Annotated in this window: 19 protein-coding genes and 1 riboswitch; of the genes, 14 read left to right on the top strand and 5 right to left on the bottom strand. The window is 44.6% G+C overall.

The features are described 5' to 3' along the window. Positions 1-99: 99 nt before the first annotated feature. Positions 100-252, top strand: a riboswitch (molybdenum cofactor riboswitch). From moaA to moaE, 5 genes are all read left to right on the top strand, one after another. Further along, positions 241-1,230, top strand: a complete 990-nt coding sequence (gene moaA, locus OCV19_RS10960) for a GTP 3',8-cyclase MoaA (protein WP_026012219.1) — start codon at positions 241-243, stop codon at positions 1,228-1,230. Its footprint overlaps the riboswitch before it by 12 nt. Before the next feature lie 86 nt (positions 1,231-1,316). After that, positions 1,317-1,829 (top strand): molybdenum cofactor biosynthesis protein B, encoded by a 513-nt coding sequence (moaB, locus tag OCV19_RS10955; protein WP_010437177.1) that lies wholly within the window; start codon positions 1,317-1,319, stop codon positions 1,827-1,829. 12 nt (positions 1,830-1,841) lie between these two features. Next, a complete protein-coding gene (gene moaC, locus OCV19_RS10950) occupies positions 1,842-2,321 on the top strand; it encodes a cyclic pyranopterin monophosphate synthase MoaC (RefSeq protein WP_004734026.1) in 480 nt (159 codons plus the stop codon). Beyond that, positions 2,318-2,563 (top strand): molybdopterin synthase sulfur carrier subunit, encoded by a 246-nt coding sequence (gene moaD, locus OCV19_RS10945; protein WP_019823606.1) that lies wholly within the window; start codon positions 2,318-2,320, stop codon positions 2,561-2,563. Before moaC ends, moaD begins: the two co-directional genes overlap by 4 nt. Positions 2,564-2,565: 2 nt before the next feature. Next, positions 2,566-3,021 carry a molybdopterin synthase catalytic subunit MoaE gene (gene moaE, locus OCV19_RS10940; protein WP_017062176.1) on the top strand — a complete coding sequence of 152 codons (456 nt, stop codon included), beginning with the start codon at positions 2,566-2,568 and terminating at the stop codon, positions 3,019-3,021. A 98-nt stretch (positions 3,022-3,119) separates the two neighbouring features. On the opposite strand, the gene OCV19_RS10935 is transcribed toward moaE, so the two are convergent. Both OCV19_RS10935 and OCV19_RS10930 read right to left on the bottom strand, forming a co-directional pair. Then, the gene (locus OCV19_RS10935; RefSeq protein WP_261875669.1) at positions 3,120-4,001 is read right to left on the bottom strand and encodes an IS3 family transposase; all 882 of its coding nucleotides are present in this window, start codon (positions 3,999-4,001) and stop codon (positions 3,120-3,122) included. A 112-nt stretch (positions 4,002-4,113) separates the two neighbouring features. Continuing rightward, entirely contained in the window at positions 4,114-4,464 is a 351-nt protein-coding gene (locus tag OCV19_RS10930; RefSeq protein ID WP_261875670.1) for a transposase, read from the bottom strand. 632 nt (positions 4,465-5,096) lie between these two features. Here OCV19_RS10930 and OCV19_RS10925 point away from each other — a divergent pair. The 6 genes from OCV19_RS10925 (at position 5,097) to OCV19_RS10900 (ending at position 11,799) form a co-directional block, all read left to right on the top strand. After that, positions 5,097-6,728, top strand: coding sequence for an ABC transporter substrate-binding protein (locus OCV19_RS10925; RefSeq protein ID WP_065676818.1), 1,632 nt, complete (start codon positions 5,097-5,099; stop codon positions 6,726-6,728). A gap of 114 nt (positions 6,729-6,842) precedes the next feature. Then, positions 6,843-7,763 (top strand): oligopeptide ABC transporter permease OppB, encoded by a 921-nt coding sequence (oppB, locus tag OCV19_RS10920; protein WP_017062174.1) that lies wholly within the window; start codon positions 6,843-6,845, stop codon positions 7,761-7,763. A 15-nt stretch (positions 7,764-7,778) separates the two neighbouring features. Next, positions 7,779-8,681 carry an oligopeptide ABC transporter permease OppC gene (gene oppC, locus OCV19_RS10915; RefSeq protein ID WP_065676819.1) on the top strand — a complete coding sequence of 301 codons (903 nt, stop codon included), beginning with the start codon at positions 7,779-7,781 and terminating at the stop codon, positions 8,679-8,681. Positions 8,682-8,723: 42 nt separating this feature from the next. Further along, a complete protein-coding gene (gene oppD, locus OCV19_RS10910) occupies positions 8,724-9,695 on the top strand; it encodes an ABC transporter ATP-binding protein (protein WP_012603544.1) in 972 nt (323 codons plus the stop codon). Next, positions 9,692-10,678 carry a murein tripeptide/oligopeptide ABC transporter ATP binding protein OppF gene (gene oppF / locus OCV19_RS10905; RefSeq protein WP_009848634.1) on the top strand — a complete coding sequence of 329 codons (987 nt, stop codon included), beginning with the start codon at positions 9,692-9,694 and terminating at the stop codon, positions 10,676-10,678. Before oppD ends, oppF begins: the two co-directional genes overlap by 4 nt. A gap of 182 nt (positions 10,679-10,860) precedes the next feature. Beyond that, positions 10,861-11,799, top strand: coding sequence for a glutathione S-transferase family protein (locus OCV19_RS10900; protein ID WP_065676820.1), 939 nt, complete (start codon positions 10,861-10,863; stop codon positions 11,797-11,799). Between the two features lie 82 nt (positions 11,800-11,881). On the opposite strand, the gene pta is transcribed toward OCV19_RS10900, so the two are convergent. Beyond that, complete coding sequence (pta, locus tag OCV19_RS10895; protein WP_065676821.1) at positions 11,882-14,047, bottom strand: phosphate acetyltransferase; 2,166 nt, start codon at positions 14,045-14,047, stop codon at positions 11,882-11,884. Between the two features lie 147 nt (positions 14,048-14,194). Beyond that, on the bottom strand, positions 14,195-15,391 hold the full coding sequence (locus OCV19_RS10890) for an acetate kinase (protein ID WP_010437209.1): 1,197 nt from the start codon (positions 15,389-15,391) through the stop codon (positions 14,195-14,197). 341 nt (positions 15,392-15,732) lie between these two features. Between OCV19_RS10890 and yfbV the strand changes: the two genes are divergently transcribed. From yfbV to OCV19_RS10875, 3 genes are all read left to right on the top strand, one after another. After that, positions 15,733-16,185, top strand: coding sequence for a terminus macrodomain insulation protein YfbV (gene yfbV / locus OCV19_RS10885; RefSeq protein ID WP_017062168.1), 453 nt, complete (start codon positions 15,733-15,735; stop codon positions 16,183-16,185). A gap of 302 nt (positions 16,186-16,487) precedes the next feature. Next, the gene (locus tag OCV19_RS10880) at positions 16,488-17,453 is read left to right on the top strand and encodes an ABC transporter substrate-binding protein (protein WP_065676822.1); all 966 of its coding nucleotides are present in this window, start codon (positions 16,488-16,490) and stop codon (positions 17,451-17,453) included. 252 nt (positions 17,454-17,705) lie between these two features. Beyond that, complete coding sequence (locus OCV19_RS10875; RefSeq protein ID WP_065676823.1) at positions 17,706-19,172, top strand: GGDEF domain-containing protein; 1,467 nt, start codon at positions 17,706-17,708, stop codon at positions 19,170-19,172. A 125-nt stretch (positions 19,173-19,297) separates the two neighbouring features. Here OCV19_RS10875 and dusC read toward each other — a convergent pair whose 3' ends face one another. Beyond that, positions 19,298-20,254: a tRNA dihydrouridine(16) synthase DusC gene (gene dusC, locus OCV19_RS10870; protein WP_083994333.1), complete on the bottom strand. Its 957-nt coding sequence runs from the start codon at positions 20,252-20,254 to the stop codon at positions 19,298-19,300. Positions 20,255-20,342: the final 88 nt, after the last annotated feature.

Below are 20,342 nucleotides of genomic sequence, written 5' to 3'. Positions count from 1 at the left end.
TTTTTGCCGATGTGACCCGTTTTTTACCATCAGAGCTAGATTCACGTACAAATATTAAGTATTTTATAACTCAGCTACTGCGCGTGTGAATATAACGTGCAGTTGCCATAACTCCGAGCTCTCGCATGCTAAGTCGCACAGTGGTATTTGCTGTACCGATACGCATCAAGAGCCAGTGACATGTTGTCACAAGGGCTTAATTGGAAATGATTATGCCTCCCGTGTTTGGAAAGGTGTTCCGTGGCGCAACAATTCGAAGATAGATTCCATCGCAAGTTTTATTACTTGCGCTTGTCGGTTACAGACGTCTGTAACTTTAAATGTACTTACTGCTTGCCAGATGGTTATAAACCGTCAGGGCAAAAAAACTCGTCTTTTTTAAGTGTTCCCGAGATCAAACGTATTGTTAAAGCGTTTGCAGATTGTGGTACCTCAAAGATCCGCATTACAGGCGGAGAGCCGAGCCTGCGTAAAGACTTTCCTGAAATCATACATACTGTTGCTTCTACTCCAGGCATCGAAAAAGTAGCCACGACAACGAATGGCTACCGCATGGAGAAACAAGTAGGGCAATGGCGTGATGCTGGTTTAACCCATATAAACGTGAGCGTGGATAGTTTAGATTCGCGTATGTTCCATCAGATCACTGGTGAGAATAAGTTTACTGAGGTTATGCGAGGCATTGATAAAGCGTTTGAGGTTGGCTTTGAACAAGTCAAAGTCAACGTCGTATTAATGAAAGACCTTAACAGTCAGGAATTACCAGCCTTCCTTAATTGGATCAAAGACAAACCCATTCAATTACGTTTTATCGAGCTGATGAAAACCGGCGAGATGGACGAGTTGTTCGATAAACATCATGTGTCTGGCGTTGCGATTCGCAACCAGCTGATTGCTAATGGTTGGCTGCTAAAAGTCAAAGCCGTTAACGATGGTCCGGCGCAAGTGTTTGTCCACCCAGACTACAAGGGTGAAATCGGTTTGATCATGCCTTACGAGAAAGACTTTTGTGAGAGTTGTAACCGTCTGCGCGTTTCTGCGACCGGTAAACTTCACCTATGTCTGTTTGGCGACCATGGTGTTGAACTGAGAGATCTGATTCAAGAAGATCAACAAGAGCAAGAGCTCATTGATCGAATTCAGGCTCAGCTTCAAACCAAGTCCGTTAGCCACTTCTTACACGATGGCAACAGCGGCATGACTCCAAACTTGGCGTCAATCGGCGGTTAACCCGCTATATACTCTAAAGCATTTTATCGCTCAGCTTCTTTAGGCTGGGCGAATCAGTCTAATGAAAAATTTATATAGGTGAACAAATGGGTCACGCAGAAAGCAAATTTCAAGCAGCAAACATCGCAGTACTAACCGTTTCAGATACTCGTACAGAAGAAAATGACACGTCAGGTGGTTACCTAGCTGAGCATGCTAAAGAAGCAGGCCACAACGTGGTTGATAAGCAAATCGTTATCGATGACATGTACAAGATCCGTGCGATCGTATCTCAGTGGATTGCTGATGACAGCGTTCAAGCGATCATGATCACGGGCGGTACGGGTTTTACATCTCGTGACAGCACGCCTGAAGCACTTAAGCCACTGTTCGACAAAGAAGTAGAAGGCTTTGGTGAACTTTTCCGCCAAGTGTCTTACGAAGAGATTGGTACATCGACGATTCAATCTCGTGCGATTGCGGGTTTTGCTAACCACACAGTAATCTTTGCGATGCCAGGCTCTACAGGCGCTTGCCGTACAGGTTGGACTAAGATCATCAAGCAACAGATGGATGCTAGCCACCGCCCTTGTAACTTCATGCCACATCTTTCTGTATAAGGTGGTTTGAGTATGAGCCAATTTACACACATTAACGCGTCTGGCGAAGCAAACATGGTCGATGTATCGGCTAAAGCTGAGACAGTACGTGAAGCGAGAGCAGAAGCTTTCGTTCAAATGTCGGCAGAAACGCTAGAGTTGATTGTTTCTGGTAGCCACCATAAAGGTGATGTTTTCGCAACGGCACGCATTGCGGGTATCCAAGCGGCGAAGAAGACGTGGGATCTGATTCCACTGTGTCATCCTCTACTACTGACGAAAGTAGAAGTGCAACTTGAAGCGATCGAGTCTGAAAACAAGGTACGTATCGAGTCGGTATGTAAGCTTGCGGGTAAGACAGGCGTAGAAATGGAAGCGCTAACGGCTGCTTCTGTTGCTGCACTGACGATTTACGATATGTGTAAAGCTGTTCAGAAAGACATTGTTATCGAGAACGTACGTCTGTTAGAGAAGACGGGTGGTAAATCAGGACACTTTAAGGTGGAATCATGATTACTGTACTTTTCTTTGCTCAAACTCGTGAACTTGTCGGTGTTGATAGCCTAGAAGTCGACGCGCAATTCAGCACTATCGAAGCGATTCGCAGCCACCTTGTCACGCAAGAAGGCAAATGGGATATCGCATTGGAAGAGGGCAAGCTTCTGGCGGCGCTTAACCAATCTATTGTGCCTTTGACGACTGAAGTGAAAGACGGTGACGAAGTGGCATTCTTCCCACCAGTGACCGGAGGCTAAGCATGGATCCAAGAGTATTAGTGACAGCAGAGGACTTCTCTGTAGGCGACGAATACGACTACTTGGCTCAAGGTACAGCTGCCGGAGCGATTGTGACGTTCGTGGGTAAAGTTCGCGACATGAACCTTGGCGACAACGTGATTGGTTTGTCTCTGGAGCATTATCCGGGTATGACAGAGAAATCACTGAGCGAGATCTGTGATCAAGCTGAAGCGCGCTGGCCTATTCAGAAGATGCGAGTGATTCACCGCGTGGGTGACCTAGATATCGGCGACCAGATTGTTTACGTTGGTGTTTCCAGTGCACACCGCGGTGCGGCCTTTGAAGCCTGTGAGTTTGTGATGGACTTTCTGAAAACCAAAGCGCCGTTTTGGAAAAAAGAACGTACCACTGAAACAACTCGCTGGGTTGATTCTCGCGATTCAGATACAAAAGCTGCGGAGCGTTGGGAGAAATAATTCTCGTAATAGGATGTTGCTTCAAAACTTCGCTCTGTTGATTGAGACAGTAAAAAGCCGACTATCATGAAGTGACCCCATAAAGTTGGACATTTCTGTTAAGCGGCTTTCAAGGCCTGAGTTCGATATTCTATCGGAGTCAGGCCTTTTAGTTTCACTTTTATACGTTTGGTATTGTAGTACTCGATGTATTCTTTAATTTGCTCTATCAGAGCATCTGCATCTTCAAAGCTTTGGTTGTGATACATCTCGGTTTTGAGTAAAGCAAAAAAGTTTTCAGCAACAGCATTATCCAAGCAGTTACCTTTTCTCGACATGCTTTGCGTTAACCCACTCTCCGCTACCTTTTTCTGATACTGTCGATGGCGATATTGCCAACCTTGATCGCTGTGTATAATTGGCTTTGAGTTGGGTTTAAGCGTTGATATAGCCTCCGTCAGCATATCCGTGACAAGCGGCAAGCAGGCATTTTTGGCCACTCTATAAGCTACCACTTCCTGAGTAAACAAGTCGACAACTGGAGACAAGTATACTTTCTGCTCTTTGACTTTGAACTCCGTGACATCAGTTACCCACTTTTCATCGGGTTGAGTCGCACTAAAATCTCTTTCAAGCACGTTGGGAGCAGCTGTTCCAGACTCTCCTCGGTATGAACGGTACTTTTTAATCCTGACCGTCGATTTAAGGTTGAGCTGAGCCATAAGCCTTTGAACCGTTTTGTGATTAAGCGCGACCCCCTGATTTTTTAGTTCTAAATGAATACGACGATAACCGTATCGGCCCTTATGTTCATGATAAATTGACTTTATCAACCGCAGCTCACGTTCGTAGCTATTTGGGCGCTTGCTCGTTTGAGCCTGATAATAAAAGACACTTTTTGCCAGCTGTAGAGTCTGCAGTAAGTGCTTCAACGGGTACTTGCCTTTAAGAGTTAGAGCTATGACCGCTTTTTCTTTGTTCGACGGTTTTTCCTGCTCCAACTCTTCCAACTTTTTAAAACAGCATTCTCGGTTCGTAAGTAGACTAACTCCTCTTTTAGCTCCTCAAGTGTCATTTCATTATCAGGCTTAGTGGTTCGTTGAGGTTGCTGTTTCATTGAGGGTCTTCCTTTCTGGCGCATTTTGAGCCCCTTGATACCGAGCTCATTAAATCGTTTGAGCCAGACAGAGAGTATCCCAGGGATGAGAGGTTTAATACTGCGCTAGTGTGCGTGAGAGACCATTCATTCGTCCACATTAAATTCAATGCTTTTCGTTTTGTTTGAGCAGTCGCGGCATGCTTAGTTGGTAAAAATGAATCAGTACCATGGATGGCAAAGACTTGAGCCCAATACCGTATCTGCCTTGAAGAAATTGAATATTGTTTTGCTAAGTAGAGAGATGACGTGCCATCTAAGTATTGCTTAGCAATGATACATTTTAGCTCTCGGCTATATTTGGACATAAAAAGACCCCCAATAATTGGTGTCCAACTATTGGGGGTCAGTTCATCAAGGTCGGCTTTTTTGTGCGTGCTACAAAGTCATTTATAAATAAGCGCTGTATTAATAAATGGTTAGTCATTCAGGGTGCATATAAATTCGGAGCGTGATTTTGTCTGTCTTGGTGCATTGCTAAATCTGTTTTGGTGCAGTGCTTTATGCTGTTTTGTATAAAGTGATAATCCTCACAAATAGTAGAGTCTATTTAGGGGATATGTGATGTGCAATTAGATTTAATGTGGCATTAATGTTAATTTGCTGACCGTGTTCTAGCATAAGATGCTAAAAAAAAGTATCAATACAGATACATCATCACTAAAGGCTGTTTTTTAATTAATCCCTATGTGTAACTCACTATTCATTAGGTTTTTATTAGAGATTTACACTGTTACCTTAAGTAATTCGGAGAATTATCCGATTTTTTGCCACTTGTTTATGGCAAATTACTTCAATGGTTGATAGTGTGTGCCTCAATCTTTGTAAGGTTTTAGATTTTTATGCTTAAATTTTGAGCTAAATAAATCTAAATCACTGCCGTTCAGTGAACCTAGCAAAGAAGTCATGGATGCAATACGAAAAACTTGGAGTTTATTAAATGTACAAGAATAAAATCACTCAGGCCCTTCTTCTAGGTGCTGGTTTGGCAGTGGCTGCCACTTCTACTCTTTCTATCGCTGCTGAAGTTCCAGCAGGTACAGAACTAGCAAAAGTTCAGGAACTTGTTCGCGGTAACGGTACTGAAGTTGCGACTATCGACCCACACAAATCTCAAGGTGTACCAGAATCTCACGTAATTCGTGATCTTCTAGAAGGTCTAGTGAACCAAGACGGCGACGGTATTACTATCCCTGGAGTTGCTGAAAGCTGGGAAACGACAGACAACAAAACATTCACTTTCCACCTACGTAAAGACGCAAAATGGTCTAACGGCGATCCTGTAACAGCTGAAGATTTCGTTTACAGCTGGCAGCGTGCAGTTGATCCTGCAACGGCTTCTCCATACGCTTGGTACATGGAATATACCAAGATGGCGAATGCGAAGGACATCGTAGCGGGTAAGAAAGACAAGAGTGAGCTAGGCGTTAAAGCTGTAGATGCAAACACGCTTGTTGTTGAATTAGAAGCAGCGGTACCATACTTCGTAATGATGATGGGCCACACAACAATGAAGCCAGTACACAAGGCGACTGTTGAAGAATTCGGTGATCAATGGACTAAGCCTGACCACTTCGTTGGTAACGGTGCATTCTCTGTTGATAAATGGGTTGTTAACGAGCGTTTAGTTCTGAAGCGTAACGATCAATACTGGAACAACGATAAGACGGTTCTAAATAAAGTAACCTTCCTACCAATCGAAAACCAAGTAGCGGAAATGAACCGCTTCCTATCTGGCGAAATCGATTTTACAAACGAACTTCCAACTGAGCACTTCAAGCGTCTTCAAAAAGAGTACGCGGAAGATGTATCTGTAGCGGGTAACCTATGTACTTACTACTACATCTTCAACACGAAGAAAGCACCATTTGATGATGTTCGTGTTCGCCAAGCAATCTCTTACGCAATCGACCGTGATATCGTAACAGGTGCTATCCTAGCGCAAGGTCAAAAACCTGCGTACTTCCTAACGCCTGAAATCACAGCTGGCTTCGATCCTGAGCTACCAGCTTACGGTAAGATGTCTCAAAAAGAGCGTAACGCAGAAGCAGAACGTCTTCTTGAAGAAGCAGGTTACGGCAAAGATAACCCACTTAAATTCAACCTACTTTACAACACTTCAGAGAACCACAAGAAGATTGCTGTAGCGCTAGGTTCTATGTGGAAGAAAACACTGGGTCTTTCTGTAACACTAGAGAACCAAGAGTGGAAAACGTACCTATCTTCTAAAGATTCTGGTGACTTCGAAGTAGCACGTGCTGGTTGGTGTGGTGACTACAACGAAGCGTCTTCGTTCCTAACGCTAATGAAGAGTAACAACACTACCGGTGGTGTTCACTACGACAGCGCGGCTTACGATAAGATCATCGATAAAGCACTTAACTCAACTTCAGAAGAAGAGCGCAAAGCACTTTACCTAGAAGCTGAGGCGCTAATGGCAAACGACATGCCAATCGCTCCTATCTACCAATACGTGAAATCACGTCTACTTAACCCGCATGTTGGTGGTTTCCCAATCAACAACGCGGAAGACAAGATCTTCTCGAAAGACCTATACATCAAAGCTCAATAATAAGCTTCGATTCTAAAAAGTTAATATAACTATAACGATACAGACACTACATGCGCAGGGCGCGCATGTAGCGTCTTTCTAATTTTAATTGTCACAGACTGAAAGAGTGAGTTTATGCTTAAATTCATTATGAAAAGGATATTTGAAGCGATTCCAACTATGTTGGTGTTGATCACTATATCTTTCTTTCTCATGCGTTTCGCACCGGGTAACCCGTTTTCAAGCGAGCGTCCATTACCACCAGAAGTTATGGCTAACATCGAAGCTAAATACGGCTTAGATAAACCAGTATTTGAACAATACACCACGTATTTGACAAATATCTTACAAGGTGACTTCGGTCCCTCTTTTAAATACCAAGATTACACAGTAAATGAGCTGATCGCGGTTGCACTTCCAGTATCTGCGAAGGTAGGTTTCGTTGCCTTTATCTTCACACTATTGATGGGGGTCACCGTCGGCACGATTGCCGCCTTGAAGCACAATACCTGGGTCGATTACACCATAATGTCGACCGCCATGCTCGGGGTGGTGATGCCATCCTTCGTGTTGGCACCGGCGCTTATTTACCTTTTCTCCCTGCACTGGAACATATTCCCAGCAGGTGGTTGGCATGGCGGTACATTTATGTACATCGTGCTGCCTGTTATCGCGATGTCTCTTCTTTACGTAGCAACCTTTGCTCGTATTACTCGCGGTAGCATGATTGAAACGCTAAACAGTAACTTTATCCGAACTGCTCGTGCAAAAGGTCTAAGCTACCGTTATATCATTCTAAAACATGCACTTAAGCCAGCAATGCTGCCTGTTGTTTCTTACATGGGACCTGCGTTCGTAGGTATCATCACAGGTTCTGTTGTTGTTGAAACCATCTTCGGCCTACCAGGTATCGGTAAGCTGTTTGTTAACGCCGCGTTTAACCGTGACTACTCGCTAGTAATGGGTGTAACCATCTTGATTGGTTTCCTATTCATCTTGTTCAACGCAATTGTTGATATTTTGCTAGCGCTGATTGACCCGAAAATTCGCTACTAACAGGGACGCATGGTTATGTTGAAGAAAAAAGAAAATTTAGAAGCGATCGAAAAGTTCTCTGAGAGCTTAGAGATTGAAGGTCGTAGTTTGTGGCAGGACGCGCGCATTCGTTTCATGCGAAACAAAGCTGCGATGGTGAGCCTGTTCATTCTTACGCTTATGGTACTGGCAGTTATCTTCTTACCGATGCTGGCTCAGTACACTTATGACGATACTGATTGGTACGCAATGCACGTTGGTCCGAATGCGGATCACTGGTTCGGTACAGATAGCTTAGGCCGTGATTTGTACGTTCGTACTCTTGTCGGTGGCCGCATCTCATTGATGGTTGGTGTGATGGGTGCCTTCGTAGCGGTATTGATTGGTACGCTTTACGGTGCAGCTTCAGGCTTCATCGGCGGTCGTACTGACCGAGTGATGATGCGTATCCTAGAGATCTTGTACGCAGTACCATTCATGTTCCTAGTAATCGTACTGGTAACGTTCTTTGGTCGTAACATCATCCTGATCTTCGTTGCTATTGGTGCGATTGCTTGGCTAGATATGGCGCGTATTGTACGTGGTCAAACGTTGAGCCTACGTAGTAAAGAGTTCATTGAAGCTGCACACGTATGTGGTGTAAGCAAATGGAAGATCATTACACGTCACATCGTACCGAACGTACTGGGTATCGTAGCGGTTTATTCTACGCTGCTTATTCCAAGCATGATCCTTACAGAATCATTCTTATCTTTCCTTGGTCTTGGTGTTCAAGAGCCTATGACAAGCTGGGGCGCATTGCTTCAAGAAGGTTCGCAAACAATGGAAGTTGCAATCTGGCAATTAACATTCCCTGCGGCATTCATGGTAGTTACGCTGTTCTGCTTTAACTACGTAGGTGATGGTCTGCGCGACGCGCTTGATCCAAAAGACAGATAACGAAATAGCAATTAAAAGCTATAAAAGATTAAGGAAGCAATAATGAGCTTATTAGATGTCAAAGATCTGCGCGTCGAATTTACCACACAAGATGGTATCGTAACCGCAGTAAACGACTTGAACTTCTCACTTAACCAAGGCGAAACGCTGGGTATTGTTGGTGAGTCGGGTTCAGGTAAATCACAAACGGTATTTGCACTGATGGGACTGCTGGCTAAGAACGGCATCATCTCAGGCAGTGCAAAGTTTGAAGGCAATGAAATCCTCAACCTGCCTGAAAAAGCGCTGAACAAGGTTCGTGCCGAACAGATCGCGATGATCTTCCAAGATCCAATGACCTCACTGAACCCTTACATGAAAGTAAGTGATCAATTGATGGAAGTACTTATGCTGCATAAAGGCATGGGTAAAGCAGAAGCGTTTGAAGAATCAGTACGCATGCTTGAAGCGGTGAAAATCCCTGAAGCACGCAAGCGTATCACCATGTACCCACACGAATTTTCGGGCGGTATGCGTCAGCGTGTGATGATCGCAATGGCACTGCTGTGTCGTCCTAAATTGCTTATCGCTGATGAACCAACAACGGCACTGGATGTAACCATTCAAGCGCAAATCATGGAATTGCTGAACGAACTTAAAGATGAGTTCAATACGGCAATCATCATGATCACCCATGACTTGGGTGTTGTTGCTGGCTCATGTGACAAAGTACTTGTGATGTACGCGGGTCGTACAATGGAATACGGCACGGTTGATGAAATCTTCTACGAGCCAAGCCACCCATATGCGGAAGGCTTGCTTAAAGCTATTCCTCGTTTGGATACCGAAGGTGAAATTCTACCGACGATTCCAGGTAACCCACCTAACTTACTTCGCCTACCAACAGGTTGTCCTTACCAAGACCGTTGTCACCGTGTAATGGACCGTTGTAAGCAAGAAGCACCGATTTTGCAGCCATTTGCTAAAGACCGTCAGCGTGCTTGTTTTTCAGATTGGGAGACTTGGACAAAATGAGTAAAGAATTACTATTAGATATTAAAGACCTGAAAGTTCATTTTAGCATTGCAGCTAAGTCTGCTTGGCCTTGGGCAAAACCATCAAACCTTAAAGCGGTTGATGGCGTTGATGTTCACCTTTACGAAGGCGAAACGCTCGGCGTAGTAGGTGAGTCTGGTTGTGGTAAATCAACTTTTGCCCGTGCGATTATCGGCTTGGTTGAAGCAACTGAAGGGCAAGTGATGTGGTTAGGTCAAGACCTAACTAAGATGCAGGAAGTGAAGCGTCGTGAGACTCGTAAAGAGATTCAGATGATCTTCCAAGACCCGCTAGCATCGCTCAACCCACGCATGTCAGTAGGTGATATCATTGCTGAGCCTCTAGAGACTTTCTTCCCTGAACTTTCTAAACAAGAAGTGAAGGACAGAGTTAAAGAGATGATGGCAAAGGTTGGTCTACTACCAAACGTAATCAACCGTTACCCACATGAATTCTCTGGTGGTCAGTGTCAGCGTATTGGTATTGCACGTGCGCTTATCTTGAAACCTAAGATGATCATCTGTGATGAGCCAGTTTCAGCATTGGATGTATCTATCCAAGCTCAAGTAGTTAACCTTCTGAAAGAGCTGCAGAAAGAACTTGGTTTGTCTTTGGTATTCATCGCGCACGATTTGTCGGTTGTTAAACACATCTCTGACCGTGTCTTGGTGATGTACCTAGGTAACGCGGTAGAGCTTGGTGAATCAGATGCCTTATTCTCTGACCCTAAGCACCCGTACACCAAAGCGTTGATGTCTGCAGTTCCGATTCCAGACCCTCGTCTAGAGCGCAACAAAACGATTCAGATGTTGGAAGGCGATTTACCTTCACCAATCAATCCACCATCAGGTTGTGTGTTCCGTACGCGTTGCCCACAAGCAACAGAGGCGTGTGCGCAAACTAAGCCAACCATTCAAGGCGATGACGTACACGCAGTATCTTGCTTGCACGTACAAGTCTAGAGCCTATTTAAACCGGTTCAGCCTGTGACAGGCTTAAGCGCAACTTGTTTATGAGTTGCGCTTTTTTTGTGTCTGAACAAGCCTCCTTCAAATAATTCGAACAACTAGGCCAACTTCTTCTAGTTTTGAAAAAGTTGGCTTTTTTTATACTAGAGAAAAGCTTGGATGACAGAGATTTGGATATGGGTAAGTTAGTTGAAGGTGTTTGGCACGATGTGTGGTACGACACCAAAGAAAGCGGCGGTAAGTTTGTTCGTGAAGATGCAGGTTTTCGTCACTGGGTAGAGAACAAACCGGGCGCGCAGTTTGAGCCGGAAAGCGGCCGTTATCACTTATACGTATCATTGGCTTGCCCTTGGGCGCACCGAACCCTTATCTTCCGTGAACTGAAAGACCTGACCGATCACATCGATGTGACAGTAGTTTGCCCCGACATGATGAGTGAAGGGTGGCAAATGGGCTTGCCTGAGCCTCTGTTTGGTCACACTCGCATGCACCAAATCTACACTCAAGCCAAACCGGACTATTCAGGTCGAGTAACGGTTCCTGTTTTATGGGATAAGAAAACCAACACCATCGTGAGCAACGAGTCGTCTGAAATCATCCGCATGTTCAATTCAGAATTTAATGAGTTAACAGGTAACACCGATGATTACTATCCATGGGAGTTGTCCAAGAAGATTGATGAGTGGAATGATTATATCTACCCGAACATCAACAACGGCGTTTATCGCACTGGCTTTGCGACAACACAAGAAGCGTACGAAGAAGCGTATGACGCCTTGTTTGAAGCCTTAGACAAAGTAGACGCTCACCTTAGCGAACATCGCTATTTAGCGGGTAGCGAGATTACAGAAGCGGATTGGCGGTTGTTTACGACCTTGGTTCGATTCGATGCAGTGTATGTGGGTCACTTCAAGTGTAACAAGCAGCGAATAGCGGACTACGCAAATATTCAGGGTTATCTAAAAGAGCTGTATCAGATCGAAAGCATCAAAGAGACGACCGATTTCTATCATATCAAGCGTCACTACTACTACAGCCACACTGATATCAATCCGACTCAAGTGGTACCCAAAGGGCCAGAGCTAGACTTAGAATCGCCACATGGCCGAGGCTAGGGTTACCAGTCAGTTCCTTTACTCCAGACATAAAAAAACCCTAGATAAACATCTAGGGTTTTTGCTTTCTACTAAAGAAAAATTAGTTAATTACTTTTTCTTCAGCTTGAGCAGCTTGGTCTGCTTGGATAGCCGTTAGAGCTACTGTGTAAACGATATCGTCTACTAGAGCGCCACGAGACAAGTCATTTACTGGCTTGCGCATACCTTGAAGCATTGGACCGATAGATACTAGATCTGCTGAACGCTGTACAGCTTTGTAAGTCGTGTTACCCGTGTTTAGATCTGGGAATACGAATACTGTCGCTTTACCTGCAACTGGAGAGTTAGGCGCTTTAGAAGCGGCTACGTTTTCCATGATTGCTGCATCGTACTGTAGAGGACCGTCGATCACTAGATCAGGACGTTTCTCTTGAGCAAGTTTGGTTGCTTCACGTACTTTATCTACGTCTGCACCCTTACCAGACTCACCAGTAGAGTAAGAGATCATAGCAACGCGTGGGTCGATACCGAATGCCGCAGCAGAATCTGCAGATTGGATAGCGATTTCAGCAAGCTGTTCAGCTGTTGGATCTGGGTTGATCGCACAGTCACCGTATACAAGAACTTGATCAGGCAGAAGCATGAAGAAAATTGAAGATACGATAGAAGCATCAGGAGCCGTCTTGATGATCTGGAACGGAGGAACGATTGTGTTCGCCGTTGTGTGAACAGCACCAGAAACTAGGCCGTCAACTTCGCCAGCTTCAAGCATCATAGTACCTAGGAATACTGAATCTTCTAGCTTCTCACGAGCAACAACTTCAGTCATACCTTTAGCGCCACGAAGTTCTACTAGACGAGCTACGTAGTTTTCGCGAACTGATGCAGAATCGATGATCTCAACGCCAGCGCCAAGCTCAACACCTTGCTGTGCAGCAACGCGACGGATTTCTTCAGGGTTACCTAGAAGTACACACGTTGCGATACCGCGCTCAGCACAGATAGCCGCAGCTTTAACTGTACGTGGCTCATCACCTTCAGGAAGAACGATGCGCTTAGCCGCTTTACGAGCAAATTCAGTTAGCTGGTAACGGAATGCTGGTGGGCTTAGACGACGGATGCCTTGAGTACCTTCAGATAGAGAATCAATCCAAGGGCCATCAATGTGGCTTGCAACGTGATCGTTAACGAACTCGATACGCTCTTTATCGTCTGCAGGAACTTCTAGGTTGAAGCTCTGTAGGTTTAGAGATGTCTGCCAAGTGTTACCTTGTGCTTTGAAGATCGGTAGACCTGAAGCGAATGCTGGTGCACAAAGGTTAGCAATGCTTTCTGGGATGTCGTAACCGCCAGTCAGTAGGATTGCGCCAATCTCAACACCGTTTTTCGCAGCAAGAGCCGCAGCAACGATAACGTCAGGACGGTCTGCAGAGGTTACTAGCAGTGAGCCTGGTTTAAAGTGCTCAATCATGTGCGGTAGAGAACGTGCACAGAAAGTGATGCTCTTAATACGACGAGTCGCGATTTCACCTTCGTTGATGATTTCAGCGTTAAAGTGCTTAGCCATATCAACCGCACGAGTTGCGATTAGGTCGATGCTCCATGGCACACAGCCAAGAACACGGATAGGGCTAGAGTTGAAGATTTGCATTACTTCAAGGTTCGCTTGCTGAGCTGTATCTGCATCGTCGAAGATTTCAGATAGGTCAGGGCGAGTACGGCCAGCTTCATCAACAGGAGCGTTAAGCTTGTTAATGATTACGCCTTTGATGTTCTTGTTCTTAGTACCGCCGAAGTTAGAACATGCTACTTCGATACGCTCTTTAAGTTGCGTAGGGTTGTCAGTACCAGGAGTCGCAACGAATACGATCTCCGCGCCAAGTGTCTTCGCGATTTCCGCGTTTACTTGGTTAGCAAATGGGTGCTTACGAGTAGGTACTAGACCTTCGATTAGCGTTACTTCTGCGTCTTTGTTGATCTTGTTGTATTGTTCAACAACAGACTCAAGAAGTACGTCCATTTTTTCGCTACCGATCAAAGCTTCAGCTTTAGTCATTGCGATTGGTTCACCAATCTTAATGTCGCTGTTTACGCTGATAATAGTAGACGTTAGATCGGGTTGATCACCACCGCTGCGAGGTTGAGCGATTGGCTTGTAGAAAGAAACACTTACGCCCTTACGCTCCATAGCGCGAAGAACACCCATGCTTACACTAGTAAGACCAACACCAGCGCTTGTAGGGATAAGCATAATAGTACGTGACATTGACGAACACCTTTGACTATTGGAAATAAAAAAAGCTCAACTGCTATTCCCACCGATATTTAAATTGGGGTAGGAATAGAAGTTGAGCCCCATTTTCTTGATATGAAAAACTGACTAGCTTCGAGTGAAGCTAGTCAGGAAAATCAATTAAAGACCTGCTAGTTTCGCAGTGTCTTCAGCAATTACTAGCTCTTCGTTAGTAGAGATAACCATTGCTGGGATACGGCTGTTAGCTGTAGTGATAGTACCTTCGCCGCCGAAACGAGCTTTAAGGTTTGCTTCACCGTCAACTTCGATGCCGAAGATGCCTAGGCGGTTAAGAACCATTTCACGGATTGGGCCAGAGTTCTCGCCGATACCGCCAGTGAAAGTGATTGCGTCTAGACGACCTTCTAGAGTTGCAGTGTAACCAGCTACGTACTTAGCTAGACGGTGACAGAACACGTCCATTGCACGAGTTGCTTCTTCTTTCTCACCGTAGTTGTCTTCAACGAAACGACAGTCAGAAGTCACTTCAGTTAGACCAGCAAGACCAGACTCTTTAGTTAGCATGTTGTTGATTTCTTCAACAGAGTAACCAAGAGCGTCGTGTAGGTGGAAGATGATCGCAGGATCTAGGTCACCACAACGAGTACCCATTACAAGACCTTCAAGAGGAGTAAGACCCATAGAAGTATCTACAGATTGACCGTTCTTGATAGCACATACAGAAGCGCCGTTACCTAGGTGACAGTTGATGATGTTAACTTCTTCAACTGGCTTGTTTAGTAGGCCTGCAACTTCACGAGTGATGAATAGGTGAGAAGTACCGTGCATGCCGTAACGACGGATGCCGTGCTCCTTGTACAGGTTGTACGGTAGAGCGTATAGGTAAGACTCAGAAGGCATTGTTTGGTGGAACGCAGTGTCAAATACAGCAACGTTTTTAAGGCCTGGGAAGTTCTGTTGAGCCGCTTCGATACCGATAAGGTGAGCTGGGTTGTGAAGAGGTGCGAAAGTCGCAGCGTCTTGAATACCCTTAAGAACTTCATCAGTGATAAGTGCAGAAGAAGTGAACTGCTCGCCACCGTGTACGATACGGTGACCGATAGCGCCAAGGTTAGCTTTAAGCTCAGGCTTAGAAGCAAGAATAGTTTCTACCATGAAAGATAGTGCTTCTACGTGAGCTGCGCCCGCGCCTAGTTGTGCTTCATGCTTGCCATCAAGTTTCCACTTCATACGAGCTTCTGGAAGACCTAGACACTCAGCAAGACCAGTTAGGTGCTCTGCACCTGTTTCTGCATCAACAACAGCGAATTTAAGAGAAGAACTACCACAGTTTAAAACTAAAACTAGCTTAGACATTAATGACTACCTGTTTATTTTTCTGATCGAAATCAGTTAAGGATGAAAATTAATCTCAAGAATAGTCGAAGCACATAGGCTTGCGTACTAACCTTGGTCAAAAAAAAGTTAATTTCCGTATAAAGTGAAAGCGCTCTTTATCAAAAAGAGGCTTGTGCATTCCTTGCAGAAGTCTTCTCAAAGTTGCTTAAATTGTAAATAAGGGCAACAATGAGATTGAGGTCTGCAAATAATAGCGATATTGTGCAAATATAACAAAAAAATTTGAAAGAATATTATTTTTCGTCAAATTTTTGTGTTTTTAGTTGATGATTTCAACTTTTTTTTAATGGGAGACTCATATGAGCAATAGAGTTGGTTTAGCTAGTAGTTTAAAAGATGGCCAAAAGTACATGGATCTCTGGCCCGTTCGAAAAGAGTTAAACGCGATCTTCCCAGAACAGCGCATTATTAAAGCGACCCGTTTTGGCGTGAAAGTGATGCCTGCGATTGCCGCTATTAGTGTTCTTACACAAATGGTCTTTAATAATTACCAAGCGATGCCACAGGCTGTGGTTATGGCTTTGTTTGCGATCAGCTTGCCGCTTCAAGGTATGTGGTGGTTGGGCAATCGCTCAAATACACAACTTCCGCCGGCGCTAGTATCGTGGTACCGCGAACTGCATGAAAAGATCACTGAAACGGGTTTTGCGTTAGAGCCTATGAAGCCGCGCCCTCGCTATAAAGAATTGGCAATCATTTTAAATCGTGCGTTTCGTCAGTTAGATAAATCCTCAATGGAGCGTTGGTTCTAAAGAATCCCTGCGCTTCGTCTCGTCTGAGAGCAACTATTCATCTTCTATAGCTTGTTCTCAGATTTGCTTCTCTCTTTGTTAGCCCGCTTACTTTCCGTTTAGCTTACCTGTCCTTATTCACTTGGTTTCTTACCCTCCTCCGAAGTCAATATAACCTTTCTCACATAACTCGAGCCTTGTTGTATTTTTGTTAAATATCACTTCAAATTATCAATGGTTACTGGTAATAATGTCAATAGTGATTTTGATGTTGTTCTCTTTGAGCGAGTAATGACGGGTAGAGCTTGATTCAGGGAGCGATAATGAGTTCTGTAAGAAAGGTATTGGCAGCGGTTTTAAGTTGCTTGATGTTGCTATGGACTGGCAATGTAATGGCAAACGTTGCCAAAGTGTCGGTTTCACAAGTTGTTGACCATCCAGATTTGAATGCGACACGTCTAGGGCTTCTTGAAGGATTGAAAGCCAAGGGTTATGAACCCGGTAAGAACTTAGAATTCTCCTATGAAATGGCGAATGGTAACCCGGCTCAGGCTGCCAAGATTGCCAGAGAGCTCGTCAGTGAAAATCCTCATGTACTTGTTGGTATCGCGACACCGACTTCACAAGCTTTGGTTTCGGCAACCCGTTCGATACCGATTGTGTTTACAGCGGTAACCGATCCCATTGGTGCAAGGCTGGTTAAACAGCTAGAAAAGCCGGGCCGAAATGTCACGGGTCTTTCTGACCTCTCTCCAATCATTCAACATGTCTCTTTGATCAAAGAGCTTCTTCCTAAGGCAAGTTCAATCGGTGTGGTTTATAACCCTGCTGAAGCGAATGCCGTTGCGTTAGTTGGGTTATTGAGAAAGGCAACTCGAGATTTCGGTTATACACTTCACACCGAAAAAGCGCTGACCGTTGACGATGTCGAAGCAAAAGCAGAATCCATTGCTAAGAAGTCCGATGTTATCTATGCCTTGACCGATAACACGGTTGCAAGCGGCATGGAGGGGTTGATAGACGCTGCAAATCAAGCTGGTACACCTGTGGTTGCAGGAGCAACGTCTTATGTCGGGAAGGGCGCGATTGCTGGTTTAGGTCTAGATTATTATGATGTTGGGGTTCAGACCGCGGATTATGTCGCAGCCATTCTGGACGGACAGAAGCCCGGGAAGTTGAGTGTCAAAACTGCGCAGAGTTCTCAGCTGGTGGTCAACCTAGATGCTGCACGTGAGCTTGGCGTGACAGTGCCTCAGTCTGTGATTGATCGTGCGGTCATTAGCCGGTGAATTGAGTTTGGTGTTAGGTGAGCTAATAGGCCATAAGTCATATTATTAACAGCATTGAAATGGGCTCAGATAACAGAACTAACCTGCTCTCTATGTTGGTGCTTCTCTATTTTATTCATTTGTAAGCGGTTATTTGACCGTTAGGTGTGTCGTTAATATCAATTTACATTATTTTACGTCGAGCGAATTGCCGATTAATGTAATAATATTAATGGGGCAAATGAAAATAGCTGAACGCTAAGAGCACATTATATGAGAGTAAATAGGCACTTTAGCCTAACCTTTGTCTTCGGGTTTCCCGCTGTGATCGCCGCGATGTTACTTGGCCTAATAGGAAAGAATCATTTTGACGCGGTAGAAAAAGATATCAGTAGTGAGTTTCATCGTATTGAAGAGGTGTTCAAAAGAACCACAAAAGTGGTGACAGCCCTAGATTACAGCTTCTCAAATTACTACAAATCAGGAAACCCTCTCTTTCTTGATCACAACAAACAAGTTGTGGATGGCCTTTGCCAAATTTGGCCGATCGACGTGTTACTTCTCGCTGATGGTAAAACCTCAGACATTCCCTCTGTCGATATCGACTATATGCTAATCGGTCAAGAGTCTCTTTGTTCTGAAAGCAGTGATAGTTATAAGAGCGCGTCAGAAAAAATAGCGTTAGCTCCTATTCTTTCATTTTTATCCCAGCTTGATGAATACCATGCCGGCGTGCACTTTATTGATACGAGCGGCTATGTGATCTCGTCGCCTGAAGGCTTTGCTAAGAAACTGAGCAAGGAATTGCTTTCGACCATAAAAAGTCGTCCCTATTGGCAAAAAACAGCCAACAATCCAGAACAATTAACACTAACAGGCCCTGGTTATCGTTTTGATTCCCTTGACCGTATAATCAGTATGACGATCCCTGTATTCCATAAAGGTGTTCACCAAGGGATGCTGTCGGTGGATATTAATGCTGACAAGCTGCTCGCAAACTCGAATGAGCATCTTGCAGGTCGGATCGATATCATTGATACCACTTTAGCGACTCCGGTAGATTCTGCGGCTTTTTATCACGAGATCAAACTGGATGGTGTCTCGTCTCACCATGCGATGTATTACGAATTAGACATCGCGAAAGAGGTTGAGCACTTTTTCGTCTATGAGAAAGACAGCCTTATTGTTGCCATCATTGTGTATCTGTTCTCTGTAACTATCTTTTTCTACGTTAATTCCAATATTGAACGTGGCTACTTCAAAGATCTCGCAGCCAAAGACCCTATGACAGGGTTATTGAATCGTCGTGGCTTAGAAGCGTTCTGGCGCAGCGTAGAGCACGATCAACTGTTTGCTTTAACCGTCTTCGATATCGATGATTTCAAGTCAATTAACGACACCTACGGCCACGATAAGGGTGACGATGTGATCCGTTATATGTCGCGTCAGATCAGCAACAGTATTCGAAGCAGTGACGTTGCAGCACGGTTTGGCGGTGAAGAGTTTGTCGTTTACATGAAAGGCGAAGATTGTGAAACTCTGATGAGAACATTAGAGCGCGTGAAGAATGCGATTTGTACCACTTCAGCCGACATTATTCCAAATGGGTTTACGGTGTCTGGCGGTGTCTGCATTGTTGAAACTGAGCAAAGTAAACTTAACTTCGATGAGATATTTAAGTACGCCGATGAAAAGCTGTACGTGGCTAAGACGACGGGCAAAGACCGTCTTAAATTTTAACCACGTTATTGAATCGATGCTTTGTATGAAAATGAAAGAGGGAAGAGCCAACGTGTCTACCAAGCGAAGCTTATTTGCACCCGTAAACACGTTTGTATCGTTAGGGGTTAACCCTAAACATAATCTTAAACAGGTTGGCGGCGTTCTTCTTGATAACGCTGAAGGCGTTCTACAATCGGCGGCGCCTTCTTGAAAGTACGAATTTCTTTAAACAGTTCGTTTGCTTCAGGGTAGCCTTTACTTAGATAAACAAACCACTGCTTCACTCTATTGGGGTAGTACATGCCTTTGTCCCCTTTGATTTGAAACTCTGAATAGCGCAGCAAAAGTTCAATGACTTTATCCCACGGCATTTTTTGGTGGTTGTGCTTAACGACGTTGCCAAGGTTTGGAATATTGAAAGCACCACGGCAGACCATCAATGAATCGACGCCTGTTGCTTCTATGCAATCTTGACCATCTTGATAGTTCCAAATTTCTCCATTCGCAATCAACGGTAAAGAGGTCCGCTCTCTTATTTGATTGATGTAATCCCATTTGATTTCGCTGGCTTTGTAGCCGCCAACTTTGGTACGAGCATGTACAGTCAGTTCATCCGCTTTCGCTTGTTCGATAGCGTCGACAATCTCAAAGCACTCATCCGGGTGCTCCCAACCCAAGCGAATTTTAGCTGAAACGGGAATATGCTCAGGCACTGCTTCTCTGCATGCTTTTACTACTTGGTAAATAAGTTCTGGCTCTTTGAGCAATGAAGCCCCACCATTACTTTTGTTTACCGCTTTGGCTGGACAACCGAAGTTTAGATCGATCCCTTTCGCGCCAAGATTTGCTGCTTGAATAGCATTCTCTGCCATCCATTTAGGATGTTGACCCAGTAGCTGAACATGGACAGGCACACCAGACATGGTTTGAGAGCCCTGAAGTAATTCTGGACAAATACGGTGGAAAACATGCGGGGGAAGAAGTTGATCAACGATACGCACAAATTCTGTGACACAGAGATCGTAATCATTGATCTCTGTAAGAATTTCACGCATTAGGTGATCTAGAACGCCCTCCATAGGGCCAAGTATTACTCGCATATTGCTCTACCGAAACTGAGTGTATCGAAAATTAAGAGGCGTGATTGTACGGTTTGATCATAGAGATGTCACTATGCGTGTAGTAGGT

It is taken from the genome of Vibrio celticus (assembly GCF_024347335.1).
Classification (GTDB): domain Bacteria; phylum Pseudomonadota; class Gammaproteobacteria; order Enterobacterales; family Vibrionaceae; genus Vibrio; species Vibrio celticus.
The sequence above is the reverse complement of the archived record's forward strand: the minus strand, read 5'-3'. Positions and strand labels throughout refer to the sequence as shown.